The sequence below is a fragment of the Clostridioides sp. ZZV14-6345 genome (genome assembly GCF_020657775.1).
GTDB classification, from domain to species: Bacteria; Bacillota; Clostridia; order Peptostreptococcales; family Peptostreptococcaceae; genus Clostridioides; species Clostridioides difficile_D.
Map to the genome: position 1 here is coordinate 1 of NZ_JAGWCX010000080.1, position 16,311 is coordinate 16,311.

Annotated in this window: 22 protein-coding genes; all 22 read left to right on the forward strand. The window is 29.4% G+C overall.

Features of this window, described 5'->3' with window-relative positions:
- On the forward strand, window positions 1–302 hold a 302-nt coding region (locus tag KGF39_RS16815; protein WP_227823174.1), incomplete at its 5' end, for a queuosine precursor transporter.
- 33 nt (window positions 303–335) lie between these two features.
- On the forward strand, window positions 336–1,031 hold the full coding sequence (gene terS / locus KGF39_RS16820; protein WP_227823175.1) for a phage terminase small subunit: 696 nt from the start codon (window positions 336–338) through the stop codon (window positions 1,029–1,031).
- Window positions 1,021–2,373: a PBSX family phage terminase large subunit gene (locus KGF39_RS16825; protein ID WP_227823176.1), complete on the forward strand. Its 1,353-nt coding sequence runs from the start codon at window positions 1,021–1,023 to the stop codon at window positions 2,371–2,373. Before terS ends, KGF39_RS16825 begins: the two co-directional genes overlap by 11 nt.
- The gene (locus KGF39_RS16830) at window positions 2,373–3,878 is read left to right on the forward strand and encodes a phage portal protein (RefSeq protein WP_227823177.1); all 1,506 of its coding nucleotides are present in this window, start codon (window positions 2,373–2,375) and stop codon (window positions 3,876–3,878) included. The genes KGF39_RS16825 and KGF39_RS16830 overlap by 1 nt, the downstream gene beginning before the upstream one ends.
- A 12-nt stretch (window positions 3,879–3,890) precedes the next feature.
- Complete coding sequence (locus KGF39_RS16835) at window positions 3,891–5,510, forward strand: hypothetical protein (RefSeq protein WP_227823178.1); 1,620 nt, start codon at window positions 3,891–3,893, stop codon at window positions 5,508–5,510.
- 1 nt (window position 5,511) lies between these two features.
- Window positions 5,512–5,664, forward strand: a complete 153-nt coding sequence (locus tag KGF39_RS16840; protein ID WP_021370617.1) for a hypothetical protein — start codon at window positions 5,512–5,514, stop codon at window positions 5,662–5,664.
- Window positions 5,665–5,733: 69 nt separating this feature from the next.
- Window positions 5,734–6,060 carry a hypothetical protein gene (locus tag KGF39_RS16845; RefSeq protein WP_227823179.1) on the forward strand — a complete coding sequence of 109 codons (327 nt, stop codon included), beginning with the start codon at window positions 5,734–5,736 and terminating at the stop codon, window positions 6,058–6,060.
- Window positions 6,054–6,701, forward strand: coding sequence for a phage scaffolding protein (locus tag KGF39_RS16850; protein WP_227823180.1), 648 nt, complete (start codon window positions 6,054–6,056; stop codon window positions 6,699–6,701). Before KGF39_RS16845 ends, KGF39_RS16850 begins: the two co-directional genes overlap by 7 nt.
- Before the next feature lie 20 nt (window positions 6,702–6,721).
- Entirely contained in the window at window positions 6,722–7,075 is a 354-nt protein-coding gene (locus KGF39_RS16855) for a hypothetical protein (protein WP_227823181.1), read from the forward strand.
- Window positions 7,076–7,095: 20 nt separating this feature from the next.
- On the forward strand, window positions 7,096–8,136 hold the full coding sequence (locus tag KGF39_RS16860) for a major capsid protein (RefSeq protein WP_227823182.1): 1,041 nt from the start codon (window positions 7,096–7,098) through the stop codon (window positions 8,134–8,136).
- A 17-nt stretch (window positions 8,137–8,153) separates the two neighbouring features.
- Entirely contained in the window at window positions 8,154–8,360 is a 207-nt protein-coding gene (locus tag KGF39_RS16865; RefSeq protein WP_227823183.1) for a hypothetical protein, read from the forward strand.
- 2 nt (window positions 8,361–8,362) lie between these two features.
- Window positions 8,363–8,680, forward strand: coding sequence for a hypothetical protein (locus KGF39_RS16870; protein WP_227823184.1), 318 nt, complete (start codon window positions 8,363–8,365; stop codon window positions 8,678–8,680).
- Window positions 8,677–9,060 carry a hypothetical protein gene (locus KGF39_RS16875; RefSeq protein WP_227823185.1) on the forward strand — a complete coding sequence of 128 codons (384 nt, stop codon included), beginning with the start codon at window positions 8,677–8,679 and terminating at the stop codon, window positions 9,058–9,060. The genes KGF39_RS16870 and KGF39_RS16875 overlap by 4 nt, the downstream gene beginning before the upstream one ends.
- A gap of 12 nt (window positions 9,061–9,072) precedes the next feature.
- Complete coding sequence (locus tag KGF39_RS16880; RefSeq protein ID WP_227823186.1) at window positions 9,073–9,483, forward strand: hypothetical protein; 411 nt, start codon at window positions 9,073–9,075, stop codon at window positions 9,481–9,483.
- Between the two features lies 1 nt (window position 9,484).
- Entirely contained in the window at window positions 9,485–10,309 is an 825-nt protein-coding gene (locus tag KGF39_RS16885) for a hypothetical protein (protein ID WP_227823187.1), read from the forward strand.
- A gap of 4 nt (window positions 10,310–10,313) precedes the next feature.
- Window positions 10,314–10,526, forward strand: a complete 213-nt coding sequence (locus KGF39_RS16890; protein ID WP_227823188.1) for a hypothetical protein — start codon at window positions 10,314–10,316, stop codon at window positions 10,524–10,526.
- Window position 10,527: 1 nt separating this feature from the next.
- Window positions 10,528–11,949: a phage tail sheath subtilisin-like domain-containing protein gene (locus KGF39_RS16895; RefSeq protein ID WP_227823189.1), complete on the forward strand. Its 1,422-nt coding sequence runs from the start codon at window positions 10,528–10,530 to the stop codon at window positions 11,947–11,949.
- 15 nt (window positions 11,950–11,964) lie between these two features.
- A complete protein-coding gene (locus KGF39_RS16900; protein WP_227823190.1) occupies window positions 11,965–12,378 on the forward strand; it encodes a phage tail tube protein in 414 nt (137 codons plus the stop codon).
- An 87-nt stretch (window positions 12,379–12,465) separates the two neighbouring features.
- On the forward strand, window positions 12,466–13,032 hold the full coding sequence (locus KGF39_RS16905) for a phage tail assembly chaperone (protein WP_021371674.1): 567 nt from the start codon (window positions 12,466–12,468) through the stop codon (window positions 13,030–13,032).
- A 169-nt stretch (window positions 13,033–13,201) separates the two neighbouring features.
- Window positions 13,202–14,239, forward strand: coding sequence for a phage tail tape measure protein (locus KGF39_RS16910; protein ID WP_227823191.1), 1,038 nt, complete (start codon window positions 13,202–13,204; stop codon window positions 14,237–14,239).
- A gap of 164 nt (window positions 14,240–14,403) precedes the next feature.
- The gene (locus KGF39_RS16915) at window positions 14,404–15,282 is read left to right on the forward strand and encodes an HNH endonuclease (protein WP_021405019.1); all 879 of its coding nucleotides are present in this window, start codon (window positions 14,404–14,406) and stop codon (window positions 15,280–15,282) included.
- A gap of 258 nt (window positions 15,283–15,540) precedes the next feature.
- A partial coding sequence (locus KGF39_RS16920; protein WP_227823192.1) for a phage tail tape measure protein occupies window positions 15,541–16,311 on the forward strand: 771 nt, incomplete at its 3' end.

The following is a 16,311-nucleotide window of genomic DNA, read 5'->3' on the forward strand; positions in this document are numbered from 1 at the left end:
TAGCTAGTTTAACAGCTTATATATTAGCTCAAACTAATGATGTATTTATATTTCATAAACTCAAAGAGAGGTTTGGAGGAAAACATAAGTGGTTAAGAAATAATGCTAGTACTATGTTGAGTCAACTAATAGACACAAGCATTTTTATTACGATTGGATTTTGGGGTACTGTACCAAGTCTAGTAACTATGATAATGAGTCAATATGTAGTTAAGTTTTGCTTAGCTTTGGCAGATACTCCATTCTTTTATTTATTGACAAGAGAAAGCAAAGAAGTAAAAGTAGATAAACAAGCTTCATAATAAAAAAGTAAAAACGAATAACGAGGTGGTGATGTGGCAAAGGCTAGAAGTCCAAACAGAGATAAAGCTTTTGATATATTTAAAGAGCATAATGGAAATATTGCAAATAGAGAGATAGCAGAGTTATTAAATGAAAATGAGAAAACAATAAGTAATTGGAAATGTAGAGATAACTGGAATGTAGTACTGCAAACAAATAAATGTAGTACTACAAAGAAAAAGGGTGGTCAAAAGAATAATAAAAATGCTTTAAAAGATGGTATATATGAAAAAATATTCTTTAACACTCTAACAGATGAAGAAATTGAATTGATAAAAAGTGAAAATAAAGATGAAATACACAGACTTGAATTAGAAATAAGTTTACTTACAGTTAGAGAACATAGACATATGAAAAGAATAAAGCAGTATGAAGAAAAAGCTGATAAAATTACGCTAGAAAGCATAGACAAAAGAACTTTAAAGATAGAAGGTAATTTACTTAAAGACAATGAACAGACACAGACAGAGACTGTCACAAGAGCTGTTTCTATATTTGAAAGAGTGCAAAAGCTAGAGGCTGAATTAACTAAGATACAGAAAGAAAAAGCTAAGAATATAGAAAGATTACAAAAGCTGAAAATGGATAAAGAAAAATTTGAAATCGAAAAGAGTAATTTAGACAAAGAAAATAAAAATAAAGAAATAACTGTAAAAGTGGTGAAAGCAGGTGGAGAAAATGGAAAGTAAATTTATATCTAATGACCATTTTCATGATTTTATATTTAATTGGGATTATAAATTTTATTTTCTGGTTGGAGGATATGGAAGCTCAAAGAGTTATCATGTAGCAACTAAAATAATTATTAAGCTTCTTGAAGAAAAAAGAAAAGCTCTAGTTGTGAGGGAAGTATATGACACAATGAGAGATAGTTGTTTTTCTCTATTGGAAGAAGTTGCAGAAAGCATGAATTTAGGAGATATATTATCATTTAAAACAAGTCCTATGAGAGTTATTTTTCCTAATGGAAGTAAGATAATTTTTAAAGGAATGGATAACCCAGCTAAACTGAAGTCAATAAATGGCGTATCTATAATATGGCTAGAAGAGTGTTCGGAAGTTAAATACACTGGTTTTAAAGAACTCTTAGGACGTTTGAGACATCCAAGTCTATCTAATCATATAATTTGTTCAACTAACCCAATTGGCGAAGATAACTGGACCTATAAACATTTTTTTAGAGATGAAGAAAAAGACAGATTTGTATTAGATGATACTGTATTATATAAAAATAGAATAGTAACAAAGAATAATACCTATTATCATCATTCAGTTGCAGATGATAATTTTTTTCTGCCGAAAAGTTATATTGAACAGCTTGATGAAATGAAAGAATATGACTATGACTTATACAGAATAGCAAGAAAAGGAAGATTTGGTATAAATGGAACTAAGGTATTACCACAGTTTGAAGTTATGGAGCATCAAGAAGTTATAAATAAAATATCTAATATACCACAAAGGTATTATAAAGTTGGATTCGACTTTGGATTTGAAAAATCATATAATGCACTTTTGAGATTAGCTATAGACCATGAAAATAAATATTTATATATTTACTGGGAGTATTATAAGAATCAAACTACAGATGATGTGACTGTTAAAGATATTAAAGAATTTAAAGATACTCAAGAACTAATAAAAGCTGATTCTGCTGAACCTAAAACTATAAAATATTTTAGACAACAAGGTTTTAATATATTTGGAGCTAAAAAATATGCTGGAAGTAGATTACAAAACACTAAGAAGGTTAAGAGATTTAAAAAAATTTATTGTTCAAGTGAGTGTAAGCATACAATAAAGGAATTAAAGAACTTAACATATGCTACAGATAAAAACGGAAACTTAATATATGATGAATTTAATATAGACCCTCATACATTTAGTGCTATATGGTATGGACTTGATGGATATGAGGTATCAGACATTAAAGAGTTAAAATATAGTAATGATATTTATAACAAAGGTTTAGGATTGAAGAAAAATAATATACAAAATCAATATAATAAGAAAGGAGGGGCTGTATTTTAGTGGATAGTGTAAAAAATACTTTGCTTGGTTTAACATCTGAACAAAAAAAAGAAATGACAAGAATAAAAGAGGATTATTTTTTTTACAAAGGTGCAATTAGTGAAGAAGATAAGAATAAACTTGATGAAAGTTTATTAGGTCAAAGTTGGATTGTAAATGATGATTTGGACTATGTTCCAACACAATTAATTGACAATAAAATAGAACCATTAATTAAAAAACAAGCAAGGTTTTTCTTAGGAAAAGAACCTAACTTATTATTTAAGGCTAGAGATAAAAAAGATAAGGAAGCATGTGAGAATTTAAGAATTTTCATTGATGATATACTAGATGATAATAAATTTTGGAGCGAGACACTAAAAGCTTTTAGGATTGCAACAGTAACTAAAAGAGTGCTTTTGAGAGTTGAAGCTAACAAAAAAGAGCCAATTAGTTTATATTATCATGATTCAAGCGACTTTAATTATGAAGTTGATATGAAAGGTAATCTAACTAAAGTTGTAGTGGTTCGATTTATAAGTAAAATGGATGATGATAATTTATACAATAGATATACTTATTATTTAGAAAATGATGTGTGTAAGTTTAAAATAGAACAGTTTAAAGAAAAAGATTTAAGTAATCCTATTAGTGTTGAAACATGCGATACAATATTTACAAAAATACCATGTGTCTTATTTTTAAATGAAAGTGACTTAATAAATACAAGAGGTCAAAGTGACATAACACAGTTAAAAGAGCTTCAAAATCAACTTAACAGGAGGGTTTCTGATTTTTCAGATGCTCTAAGATTTCAAATGTTTGGTCAAACTGCTATTATAGATGCTACTGAAGAAACTGTAAATAAAACCAAAATAGCTCCTAATGCATTGATGCCATTGAAAAGTAATGATGCAAACGAAAATGGGAAACAGGCACAAGCAAAAAGAGTTGAAAGTTCATTTTCTAGCGCTGAACCAATCAATATGTTTTTAAAGAGACTTGAAGATAGTATGTCAGATAAGCTGAGTATTCCAAAACCCGAACAGCTTCTTAATATCCCTAGTGCTAAAGCTTTAAAATATATTTACTATGATTTAATAGCTAGATGTTATGAGAAATGGAACGATTGGGAACCAGGTATAAAATTATTGATTAGCTTAATAATTGAAGCATGTGACAAACTTAATTGTTATGATAACTATGATAAAACTTGGACTAAACTAGATTATCTAATAGTTTTAGAAAAGAAATTCCCAATACCCGAAGATGAGGAAGATAATAAACGTCTTGCTATGGAGGAAGTTAACAACAATGTTAGAAGCCATAGAAGCTATATAAAAGATTTTGGTAGTGATGATGATTATGAAACATCTTTTAATGAAGTATTAGAAGATATTGAAAAAATACAATCAGTAGAGCAAGACCAGTTCAGAAAAGATGCAGATATAGAGGTTGATGATATTGATGAAGAATTAAATAGTAAATCTAATAATAAAAACTCTAATAAGAACAGTAATGAATAACAAGGTATTAATATGAAAGACAACTCTTATGCAAAAAAAGTTCTTGAAGCTAGAAAAAAACTTTTATTATTAGATAAAAAAATACAAATAGAGATATTAAATGTCTACAAAGATGCTAGTAAAACTATTTTAAGTGATATTGCTAAAAATAAAGAGTTAAATCTAAGTAATAAATACTTAAAAAAGCTAAATAAATCAATCGAGAAGTACATTAACGAGTTAAATCAAAGATTGGTACCTATTACAGAAAAAAGCGTAATAGAAGCTTCTAATATAGCTAAAGACTTGCAAATGTATTACTATCAATCAATAGTTCCAAATAAATCTATAAATCTTGCATGTGATGCTATGTGTATAAAGACAACTACTAATGTTGTGGAAAAAATAGTTGCAGGTAACTTTTATAAAGATAAAAGGTCATTAGATAGTAGGATTTGGGGCTATAGTAATAAAAATAGAAAAAATATTGATAGATTAATAAAAGCTAATATTGCAAGAGGTGCTAATGCAAAGACGTTAGCAAAGAGTTTAGATAATTATGTTAATCCAACTAAAAGAACAGATGCTAAGACGTTAGAAATTGGCATGAATAAAAGTATATCTTATCAAGCTCAAAGACTTGCTAGAACCTCTATAACACATGCCTTTGTAGAAACAAGTGTTCAAAATGCAATAAATAATCCTTTCTGTGTAGGACTACAATGGAACCTAAGCTCTCAACATTATATTAGACAAGTAAAATGGAGGGGCGAGGATGAATGCGACGAATATGCAGAACAAAATCGTTTTGGACTAGGCGAGGGAGTTTTCCCAGCAGAAAAGTATCCTATACCACATCCAAATTGTCTTTGTTATCCAGTTCAAGTGATTGTACCAATTAGTGAAGCTTCTAAAATGATGGAGAACTGGTTAGGTGGTGGAGATAATGATATTCTTGATAGTTGGTATGACGAAATAAAACATCAAAATAATAGTGCTCCAATCATTAAGAAACAAAGAAATAAAAAGAACAAAATAACTACAAATAGCAAAGATGATAGAATTAAAAAGAATATTACTAATTCAATCAAGAATAAGTCGAAGAAAGCACCTAAGTATGTTCAAAAATATATTAATAAATATGTAAATCCAAATAAAATAATAATAGATAATAGTCAAAAAATACCTTTTATTTATTATACTAAGGTTGATTTAGTTGGTATTAATCCAAACATCAAGGAATTTAAGTCTTATAATAAAGAAGCTGCTTTACTTCATGAGTTTGCACATAGAATTGATATAAAAGAAATTAAGAGCTATAATAATATTAAGTTTCAAAAAGCTATTGAAAGTAGCTCTATATATGTTATGAAGAATATTGAGAACTTGCAAAGTATATATACTAATTCTAATGAGCTGTATAATAACGAATTTATTAGTGACATATTAGGAGCATTATCCAATAATGAGTTTGAGGATTTATTAGCAACTCATAGTGAAAAGTATTGGAGTAAAAACAGAAATAAAGAGAAAGAAATATTTGCTAATTTATTTACACTAAAGTATCAGAATAATAAAGAAATAAACAGTTTTATTAAAGAACATTTAAATAGTTTAGATAAAATATTTAACGAATTATTAGGAGGGATTTAGATTGCTTGAAGAAATGAGAAAAGATAAAAAGCTGTTAGAGTTGAGACGATTATATAAAGAAAAATATGGTAAAAATGCACCTGGATTTAACTATGATGAATACAATAGTTATGCTGAGTACAAAGAAAAGTTAAAAGAATTGATACAAAAATAAAGTGAGCACTTATTAATTAAATATTAATGAGTGCTTTTTTTATGCTGAATTATAAGGAGGGTATAAAGTATGGAGTCAGAAGAAGAAAGAATAAAATCATTAGTAAGAGAATCTAAAGAAATAAACTGTTTACAAAGAAAGTTAAATAATGAAAATAAAGAAAAAAATGTTTTAAGGAAAGAGTTAGAGTTATATAAATTGAAATCCCTTTGTAACCCAGTAGTAGATTTTTTAAGAGAAAATTATAATTCTAATTATACATTAATAATAAATGAAAATATAATAAAACTTGTTTCAGATGAAATATCAATACCTAATATGTTTGATTTAAATCTTGTAACAAATGAAGTAGTAAAAAGTTTACGAAAATCATTAAAGGAGGGAATTGAATGTTAGAGTATTTTAAAAAGTTACTTGGAGATGAAGAAGGACAAAAAGTTTATGAAAAATTATCTAAAGATAAAGAAAATAAGCTTCTTTTAGATAATATTAAAAGTTCTAGATACGTTGAAAAGACAGAGCTAGAAAATGCTAATAAAGAGATTAAAGAGTATAAAAAGCAAATAGGGGATAGAGATAAGCAACTAAATGATTTACAAGGCAAAGTTAAAGATAATAAAGAGTTGTCAGATGAAATTGAAAGTCTTAAAAATGCAAATAAAGAAATTAAAGAAAATGCAGAAAAAGAAATTGAGGTTTTAAAGTTTAATACAGCTTTTGAAAGAGCTATTGAAAGTTATAATCCTCGAAATCCAAAAGCTTTGGCAGCACTGATAAATAAAGAAAATGTTAAATTAATTGATGGTAATTTCATTGGATTGGATGAACAAATAAAGGCTTATAAAGAAAGTGATAGTTATTTATTTAAAGATAAAGAAGATATAAAAATAAAAATAGATGGTAAACCACTTGATAGTTTAGGTTCTACTACATCAAGTGAAGAAGGAAGTGAGAAAAAGAGTCTAGGAGAAAGATTAGCGGCTGAAAAAGCAGAAGCAAGTAAGGCTACAGAAGCACTAGACAGCTTTTTTAAATAAAATATAAGGAGGAATAAAAGATGAGACAAAGCTCAAAAACCATTTATGTAGGTAAAAAAGACATTAGAGATATAGCAGGAGAACATTATATCAATTTAAATTTCAAAGTAAAAAAGACTGATGTGCAAAGTAAATTAGTTGATGGAGTATTACCAGCAGGTATTTTAGTAAATAGCACTGGATTGCCTGCAAATGATGCAACAACTTATGGTGTACTATTTAATGAAGTTGATTTTAATGATTCAAAAGGAACAGAAATATTACCAATTTTGGTACATGGATTTTTGAATAAAGCTAGATTAAAAGAATACACAAACGAAGAAATAACTGCTGAAGCTGAAAAAGCAGTAGCAGGAAGAATATTATTTATATAAATAGGAGGATGAAAACACTAATGGAATTAAAAAGTTTTATAAATTCAAAGGAAATAGCTTTATATATTAAAAATTTACCACCAAGAGTAACTATTGATGAAGCCTTATTTCCAGTAACAAAGCAATTATCTACGGAGATAGAGATAGCAAAAGGTAGTAAGAAAAATCCAGTTGCACTGAGAATGAGTACATTTAATTCAGCAGCAAAAGTGAGAGCATTAAAAGCGGATGTATCTATAAAGAAAAAAGAAATGCCTTTTTTTAAAGAAGCTATTGGAATTGATGAAAATGACAGAAGACAATTAACTATATATCAAACTGCCAACAATCAAAATCTAGTAGAATTTCTGACAAAAACAGTTTTTGAAAATTATGCAAACCTAGTTGATGGAGCAGGAGTTCAAATGACAAGAATGAGAGCGCAATTGATGCAAAAGGGGGAAATAGAGTTAATTACAAAAGATGGGGATGTTGTTGTTGATTATGATATACCAACTAATCATAAAGAAGTTTTAACAGGAAGTGCAATGTGGAGTAATCCTAAAGCTGATATAGTAGGAGATATAAAGAGATGGCAAAAGGTATTCGTTGATGAAGGTTTAGAAAAGCCAACAAGAATGTTGTTAACTGAAAAAACATTTAGATATATAACTCAAAACGAAGCTATAACAAATGATTTAAAAACTAGAAGTTTTGGAGATATAATTCTTACTGATGATGATTATATTTCATTTTTAAAGAAGAAATTAGATTTAGAAATAGGATTTTTGAATGGAATCTTCTTAAATGAAGAAGAAGTGTCAATGAATTATTATGAAGATAATCTTGTATCTTTAATTCCAAAAGGAGCGCTAGGAAAAACTATATTTGGTACTACTCCAGAGGAATTTGACAGCCAATATGGTAGCGGAAAACTAGATACTCAGGTTGTAAAAACTGGTATAGCAATTACAACTATGGTTAAAGAAGACCCTGTTGCAGTAGATACAAAAGTATCTATGGTCGGAATACCAAGTTTTGAAAGAGCAGATGACTGTTTCTTTGCTACAGTAGCATCTTAAAAAAAGGGGGCGATATTATGGCTAAAAAGAAAGAGAATTTAATGCAAGTAAAAGCTTTAGTTTACTTAAAATATGATAATGCTTGTTATAAAATAGAGGATGTGTTTGAGATTAGAAAAGTAGACCAAGAACTTATGGAAGAAAAAGGATATATAGAAGTTTTAGGAGAAGTTGAAGAAAAGAATAATAGTGACAATGAGCTTCTTAATAAAGATGGTGAGTAGATATGTCTATTACCAATTTAGATAAATTAAAACTCAATCTACAAGAAGAAGAGTATCCTTATTTTACAGACGAACAACTTGTGATGTTATTAGAATCTAATGAGAATAATGTTTTAAAAGCTTCATGGAGAGGTTGTTTACTCAAAGGCGCTACAGATGATTGCATTAAAATAGGACCTATAGAAACTAAGAGTAGTAATAGTTCATACTGGTTATCATTAGCAGATATATATAAAACTGATTATTTAGAAGAAAAATCAAAGAATGAAACAACGATTACAGGATATAAAACTTCTATGACAAGAGTTGATGGACAATGAGAAAGTTAAGAGCTGATAAGATAATAAAGACTATTAATCGGGGGATAGCTTTAAATCCTCAAACAATAACTATAGAGCAGGAAATTAAACAAATAGTGGATGGAGCTATTGAGCTTACAAATGAAGTGAAAGAATTAACGGTCGTTATATATCCCGAAAAAAGCAACGATACAGTAGTAAGTAGTGAAACTATTGGTACAGCTTATAAAAATAAAAACTTTGGTATGGTTGCAGATAAAGAAGCTGATTTAAAATTGAATACTGAAAGTGATATAACATTTAAATGTATCGAAGGTACTATGAAATTAAACTATGTAAATCCTATTGTAGTTGAGGAAAAGATTTGTGGATATATATGTGGTCTTGAAAAGATAGATTAGAGGTGGTTTAGTATGAGTGTGTTTACTAAGGCTATAAATGAAATTGATAGAAAAAAGGCTACAATGCCAATTTTGTGTATGAATATAGCTTTTATGTTAGAAGGAGAAGCTAAAAATAGTGCAAAATGGACTGATAGGACAGGAAATGCAAGACAAGGTATAACAGGAACAAGTTTAGGTGGAGGAAATCAATACATTGTTAGGTTAGGTCATGGAGTTGACTATGGAACTGTTTTAGAGGAAGGTTCAGCACCTCATATCATAAAACCAAAGAATGCTAAAGCTTTATTTTGGAATGGAGCTTCACATCCTGTTATGAAGGTGCAGCATCCTGGAACTAAACCCACTCATTCTTTAGAATCTACGGTCAGCAAGAATATTGCTAAAATAGGGAAATTAATAGAAGGACATTGGAGTAAATAATATGAGAGCAGGAATAAGAAAAGCCTTAATTGAGAACATACCAAGAATTAAAGATTGTTATGAACCAACTGTCCCTAATAAAAAGACTATAAAACCTTATATTGTAGTTGTCCAAGGTGAAGATGCTGACAATGAAGGTGATGTTATAGGTTTTAGAAGGACCATAAATATTTGGTTATATGAGAAAAGGACTACATTTAATAAACTGGATGAACTTACAAAAGAAGTCATAGAGACTTTAGATTTTAAAACTATAACAGATGATACTTCTAATGAGGTATTTACTTGTATTTATGAGGGTGCAGTTGGTCAAGATGTTATAGATGAAGAATGGGAAGCTATAATAAGGTGTCTGAAATTTAGTGTAATAGCTTTAGATGATAAAGAAGATATAACTAATGATAGATGGGTAGAAGCTCTATCTAAGTATACAAAAGATTTATTAGAAATCGAGAGTTATAAAGATAATTGGAAGAAAAACTTTATAGCACCTTGTGCATTATGGAGAACTACAAATGTTGAAAACAAAAGAATTAATTATCATCTAATTGAGATTACAAAAACTATGAAATGTCATGTTGTAAGTAAAAATAAGGATGAAATAGTTAAGTTTCTTGAAGAATTAGAGACTAAGTTAATAATAGATAAAAGAGTAAGACTTAGAGAGGATAAGAATATGTACTTAACTCTTGTTAGCGTAGTTGAAGATAGAGAATCAGACATGTTTACAACTGGTCAGTTGACTGTAGTACTTAAAATGATAGGTAAAATAAAAAGAGAAGAACCTATTATGAATGAGATTTATAATAGTGGAAATTTAAGATAGGGGGGTGCAAGGATTGGCTGAAACAAATAATAAAAAGACTAATGTGAGTAAGCAGGAAGAAAAATATTTGAAAAGTGATTTCTTAAAAAATAGTGAAGCACTTGGCTACGAAAAAATGGTAGTTGCAGGTGCTTTATTTAATTGTAAGAAAGAAGAACTTACAAAATCAGAGTTTGAGAAGATTATAAAAGATTTCTTAGAAAGAGAGGTGAAATAAAATGGCAACTGGTACATGGAATGAAAAAGAAAGAAAAGAAATACCTGGTTTTTACAATCGCTTTAAAACACAAGCAGAAAAGTCTACAAACACAGGATTAAAGGGTAGATTAGCAATACCAGTTAAAGCTAATTGGGGAGAAGTTGGCAAGGTTGTAACAATAAAAAATGATTTGAGACAGCTTAAAACTCTATTTGGTGATGATATGAGTTATTCAGCTTTCAAGCTAGGAAAACTAGCTTTATTAGGGAATGTAAAAGAGCTGTTATTATATAGGCTTGTAGATGGAAAACAAAAGAAGGGTACATTAACACTAAAAGATACTACAGAGAATAGTGCAAAAGATGTAATTAAGCTAGAAACTAAGTATCCAACAGCTAGAAACTTTAATGTAACAATAAAATCTAATCTAGTAGATGCAGATAAAAAAGACTTTATATTCTTTGAAGGAACTAAGCAGTTATTTAGTTCGAGTATTAAAGGTACTATAGATGAAATAGTACTAGAAATAAACTCAAATTTAGATAATGAATATGTGGTTGCGACTAAAGTAGCTGATAGCGATAAAACTATAGCAAATGTAGTAAATCAAGCTTTAGAGGGTGGCAATGATGGTTGCACATCTATTACTAATGAGTCTTATTTAAAAGCTTTGGAGGAGTTTGAAAGATATAGCTTTGACTCTTTTGTACTTGATGGTGTGGCTGATGAAGCATTGCAGGAAACTACAAAAGCTTGGGTAGCTAAGAATAAGGAGCTAGGAAAAGATATATTATTATTTCTAGGTGGGAAAAAAGAGGATAATATAAAACAGATAAATGATAAATCAAAAGGTTTCAATGATGAAAATATAGTTAACATTGGAAGTTCAGCTTATTATGAAAATGTAAAATATACACCTAGTGAAGTAGCTGTTTATATTGCTGCTCTTTCTGTAAGTAAAGGTATAACAGGAAGTATATGTAATGCTAAGACTATATTTGAAGAAGTAGAACCAAGATTAAGCCAAAGTGAAGTAAAAGAGTGTTTGAAATCAGGTACACTAATACTTGATTTTGATGATGGAGATGTGATTATAGTTGATGATGTAAACACATTTAAAAAGTATGTAGACGATAAAAACGAAGCAATGGGATATATCTCTAATATCATGTTTATTAACACTATAAATAAAGATACTTCATTAAAAAGAAAAGAATTTGTAGGGAAAATATTTAACGATTCAACAGGGCAGACAACTGTTATATGTGCATTGAAGAAATATTTTGAAGAATTGATGAGTCAAGGTATTATATCTGAATTTAATGTTGAGATAGATACAGAGTTACAGGCTACTGCCAAAGCTGATGAATTTTATTGGAAATGGGATGCTGTTAAGGTTGATGTAATGAAGAAAATCTTTGGAACTGGATATTTAGGATAAAGGAGGTTATAGATTATGTATAATGATGATTATATAGAAGAAGCCAGTTTTCTGAATGGTTCTAATGTAAGAATAATTATAGATGGCGAAGAAGAAATGTATGCAGAAGAAATAAAAGCAGACTATGAACAAGATGAGCAAAGTGTAAAGTTATTAGGGTGTGAAGACGAGATTTCAAGAGGTGGGACAAAAAAGGGGTCTTTCTCTTTAACTAGATTTAAGGTTAATTCAAATATATTAAAACTTGGTTTTAAAACTTTTGAGATAATTTATGAATTAAGAAATGCTGAAACTTTTGGTTATGAAAGAGTAAGGTTAAAAAACTGTAGACTTAAAAAGATACCTGTCATAAATTCAAAAGCGGGTGAAGATGTAAAAGAGGAATTAGAAGGTGCATTTAGAGGATATGAATTATTAGATGCACTTTAAAATAAAACAGTACTGCACTTAAAGCTATAAACAATTGATTTTGTTTGTAGCTTTTTTATTAAAATAAAAAATATGGAGGAAAAAAATATGTTAGATATGGATAAAAGAGAATTAGAAAACGAGGAAGTAATAAAAGAAAATAATATCATTACTGAAGACTTAGAAAATGATGATTATAGTATAGATGAAGAAATAGAAGATGATTTTGAGGATGATGAGTTAGATGAAGCTAAAGAAAATGAAATATTGCTTAATTTAGCTGATGATGAAATTTTTAGAAGATTGACAGGGGTAATTGAACCGCCTACAAGAACACTTAAAATCGACAGAGTAAAAATACCAATTACTATAAAAGCTTTTACAGAAAAAGAAATAACAAATATAAGAAAAAAATGTACTAAAACAAGAAAATTGAAGAATGGACTTACAGAAGAAAAAGTAGATGATGATTTAATGAATCTAATGTTATTAGAAAGAGGAATTACAAAACCTAATTTTAATAATAAAAGATTTTTGGAGGAAAATAAATATTCTAATGCAAGAGAAGCACTAAAAAGACTTTTCTTAGCAGGTGAATTGCAAGCTATTGCAGATGAAATCTTAAAATTGTCTAGATATGATGAGGTATTAGAGGAAATTGAAATAAAAAACTAATTAAGCATGGTGGAGTTGTAACTCATTTATTTAATATATTTGTTAAAGCTAGAGTTCTACCAGACGATTTCTTTAAAAAAGATAAATTAGTACAAAAATTAATAAGTGAATTTGTAAGACATGAGATTGAATTAGAAGAAAAAGCAAACAAATCTAAATAGAAAGTGAGGTGAGAGAAATAGCCAAAAAAGAGATGTATCATATTGATGTCGTTATTGGTGTAAAAGGGGATGCAGAAACTAAAAACAAGCTGAGTGCTGCTGAAAAAATAGCTGAACGTACTGAAAAACGGATGCAAAAGCTTAATAAAATAAAAGCTAACCCAGCTATTAGAATAAATGATAGAGCTTCCAGCACTATAAATAAAATAAATGGCAACATGAATAAAGCTAGAAGAACAGTAACCGCAACAATAAAGGCTAAAGATAATGCTAGTTCTACAGTTAGTAAAGTTAATAGTAATGTTAATAAAGCTAGAAAGACAGTAACCGCAAGATTAAAAGCTACAGATAACGCAAGCTCTACTGTTAACAAAGTTAATAATAAGATAAAAGAAGTTGCTAAACCTACACCTCCGATAATCATACGAGGACAAGATGAATCTAGTTCTATAATAGATAAAGTAAAAGCTAAGATTCAGAATCTAAAAGCTGATACTATCATAAAAATAAAGTCTCAAGCTGATGAAGCTATAAATACTATTTCTCGAACTAAAAATAAATTACAAGAATTTGTGAGTAAGAGATATGAAGCAGCAGTTAAGATTAGAGATGAAGCTAGTTCAGCACTTGGAGGGCTTACAGGAAAAATAGATTCTTTTGTAAGTGGAGCTATTAGTAAATTTGCTCAGTTAGCGGCTGCGGCAGGAGCTTTATTGGGAGGTATAGGAGTTGGTTCTTCGATAAAGACCTTTGCAAATTTCGAGCAATCAATGAAAAATGTTGAAGCTGTAACGGGAGCTTCTGGAAAAGAAATAGATAGTTTAACAAATAAAGCTAGAAATCTTGGGAAAACAACTGTTTATACATCAAAAGAAGTAGGGGATGCAATGTACTACGCGGGTATGGCAGGATGGAAAACTAACCAAATTATCGAAGGTATGCCAAGTATTTTGAATTTGGCAGCAGCAGGAGGAACAGATTTGGCACTAACGAGTGACATTGTGACTGAAATACATTGGTCGGTTATGGAGAAATCTATAGCATAAAACATTCGGCAAAATCGGTAGATTCTAAGTTCTAATTGATAATTTATAGTATAATATTTATAGGGATAGATTAGGAAGTCGCGAGCCTAATTGAAAAGGAGTATTTCCGAGACTTCTTCCCTTTTATAAATTAAGTAGGAAAAATACTGCGGAGGTATTTAAAAATGAAAAATCTATGTAAAAATTGTGGGAAAGAATTTAATGGAAAGGTTAATCAGAAGTGTTGTTCAAGAAAATGTTCCAATGAATTAAAGTTTCCAAAAGTAATAACAAAATGTGATTATTGTGGCAAAAAAATAGAAAAAAGACCATATGAGATAGAAAGGTCAAAGCACCATTATTGTTCATCTGAATGCAGGTTTAAACACCAAAAGCTAACATTAAAAGGAGAAAGTAATCCTAACTTTAAAAAAGCTAATATTGATGTTAAGTGTAGTAATTGTGGAAAAAAAATTAATATACTTAAATGTACTATTAAAAATTCTGATGGTACAACCAAAAAAAACTTTTATTGTTCTCAGATATGTAAAGCAGAACATCAAAAGAAAATTCTAAAAAAAGAAAGCAATCCAAATTTTAAAGGTGGAGATATTAATTGTAGCTGTGATAATTGTGGAAAAGAAATAAATGTTAAGAGACATAAATATAAAATTCATAAATATCATTACTGTTCACAAGATTGTAAAGCTAAACATCAACAAGTAATTTTAGTAGGGAAAAATAATCCATTTTACAAATTGGATTTAAGTGAAGAAGATAGAGTGAAATTAAGATGCATAGATGGGTATAACACATGGAGAAGACTTGTATATGAAAGGGATAATTACACTTGTCAATGTTGTAGTGATGATAAAGGTGGAAATTTAGAAGCCCATCATTTAGATGGTTATAATTGGTGCAAAGAGAAAAGAACTAATGTAAATAATGGAGTAACTTTATGTGAGATATGCCATAATAAGTTTCACAATTTATATGGATTTGGAAATAATAAGAAAGAACAATTTGAAGAATTTATGAAAAATAACAAGAATCAAGCATCTTAAATTTTAAGATGCTTTTTATTATACTAAAGTTTTTTAATAAGAATATGAAAGTACCGAGGTAATATTACAGATTGCGAAAGGTTGTAATACACCGTAGAGCGTAGGAGTTGAATAAATATAATACTCCCAAGAGTGCCGAACACCCTAACGAATTAGACGAGGGTGAAAATGTACGCCAAACTAGGCTTGAAAAGACAAGCCGATGAAAATGAGGGAAACTTCTAGAGTCTAAGATAAAAAGCTTAGAGATAATAACTATTGGATGGACTAACTGCGTTAGGAATGACTGCTAAAGATACTGGTCAATTCGTTGATATTATGGCTGCAACTATAACAAATTCTAACACCAATGTTGAGTTATTTGGGGAAACACTTAAATTCATTGGGTCCCTAGGAGGTTCTTTGGGCGTTCCTATGCAAGATATAGCTTTAGCGACTGGATTGATGGCAAGTAGTGCTATCAAAGGAAGTCAAGCAGGTACTTCTCTAAGGATGGGGCTTTTAAGGCTTATAAATGAGCCTAAACGAGCCGCTAAAGCAATGAAAAAATATGGAATAGAAATGAAAACTACAAAAGATGGAAGCCTAGATTTAGCAGCAACAATAGATGAGCTTAGAAAAAAATTAGGTGGTCTTGAAAATACTAAAGCAGTAGGAATTTTAGGAGATATAGTAGGGGCTAATGCAAGTAGTGGTTGGGCTGCAATAATAAATGCAAGTGAGAATGACTACAATAAACTAAAAAAAGCCATAGCTGAAAGTGAAGGGATGGCAAAAAAAATAGCTGATATGAAGTTAGATACTTTAGGTGGTCAATTTACTCTCTTAAAAAGTTCTATAGATGGAGTCAAAGAAAGTGTAGGAAGAGAATTAGCGCCTATGACTCGTAAATTTGTAGAGGACTTGACAGCTAAAATACCACAAATTGGCGAATCTATAATAAATATGACAGAGAAATTTGTTAACAATTTTGATAAAATAAAAGCAAGGTTTCAAGTATTAATGCCTACAATTGGTGCTGTTATAGCC

What these genes read in the sequence shown, in the direction of transcription:
- KGF39_RS16895 (WP_227823189.1), top strand. Translation starts at nt 10,528, where the DNA reads ATGGCAACTGGTACATGGAATGAAAAAGAAAGAAAAGAAATACCTGGT.
- KGF39_RS16875 (WP_227823185.1), top strand. Translation starts at nt 8,677, where the DNA reads ATGAGAAAGTTAAGAGCTGATAAGATAATAAAGACTATTAATCGGGGG.
- KGF39_RS16870 (WP_227823184.1), top strand. Translation starts at nt 8,363, where the DNA reads ATGTCTATTACCAATTTAGATAAATTAAAACTCAATCTACAAGAAGAA.
- KGF39_RS16880 (WP_227823186.1), top strand. Translation starts at nt 9,073, where the DNA reads ATGAGTGTGTTTACTAAGGCTATAAATGAAATTGATAGAAAAAAGGCT.
- KGF39_RS16905 (WP_021371674.1), top strand. Translation starts at nt 12,466, where the DNA reads ATGTTAGATATGGATAAAAGAGAATTAGAAAACGAGGAAGTAATAAAA.
- KGF39_RS16860 (WP_227823182.1), top strand. Translation starts at nt 7,096, where the DNA reads ATGGAATTAAAAAGTTTTATAAATTCAAAGGAAATAGCTTTATATATT.
- KGF39_RS16835 (WP_227823178.1), top strand. Translation starts at nt 3,891, where the DNA reads ATGAAAGACAACTCTTATGCAAAAAAAGTTCTTGAAGCTAGAAAAAAA.
- KGF39_RS16825 (WP_227823176.1), top strand. Translation starts at nt 1,021, where the DNA reads ATGGAAAGTAAATTTATATCTAATGACCATTTTCATGATTTTATATTT.
- KGF39_RS16855 (WP_227823181.1), top strand. Translation starts at nt 6,722, where the DNA reads ATGAGACAAAGCTCAAAAACCATTTATGTAGGTAAAAAAGACATTAGA.
- KGF39_RS16885 (WP_227823187.1), top strand. Translation starts at nt 9,485, where the DNA reads ATGAGAGCAGGAATAAGAAAAGCCTTAATTGAGAACATACCAAGAATT.
- KGF39_RS16850 (WP_227823180.1), top strand. Translation starts at nt 6,054, where the DNA reads ATGTTAGAGTATTTTAAAAAGTTACTTGGAGATGAAGAAGGACAAAAA.
- KGF39_RS16900 (WP_227823190.1), top strand. Translation starts at nt 11,965, where the DNA reads ATGTATAATGATGATTATATAGAAGAAGCCAGTTTTCTGAATGGTTCT.
- KGF39_RS16865 (WP_227823183.1), top strand. Translation starts at nt 8,154, where the DNA reads ATGGCTAAAAAGAAAGAGAATTTAATGCAAGTAAAAGCTTTAGTTTAC.
- KGF39_RS16915 (WP_021405019.1), top strand. Translation starts at nt 14,404, where the DNA reads ATGAAAAATCTATGTAAAAATTGTGGGAAAGAATTTAATGGAAAGGTT.
- KGF39_RS16845 (WP_227823179.1), top strand. Translation starts at nt 5,734, where the DNA reads ATGGAGTCAGAAGAAGAAAGAATAAAATCATTAGTAAGAGAATCTAAA.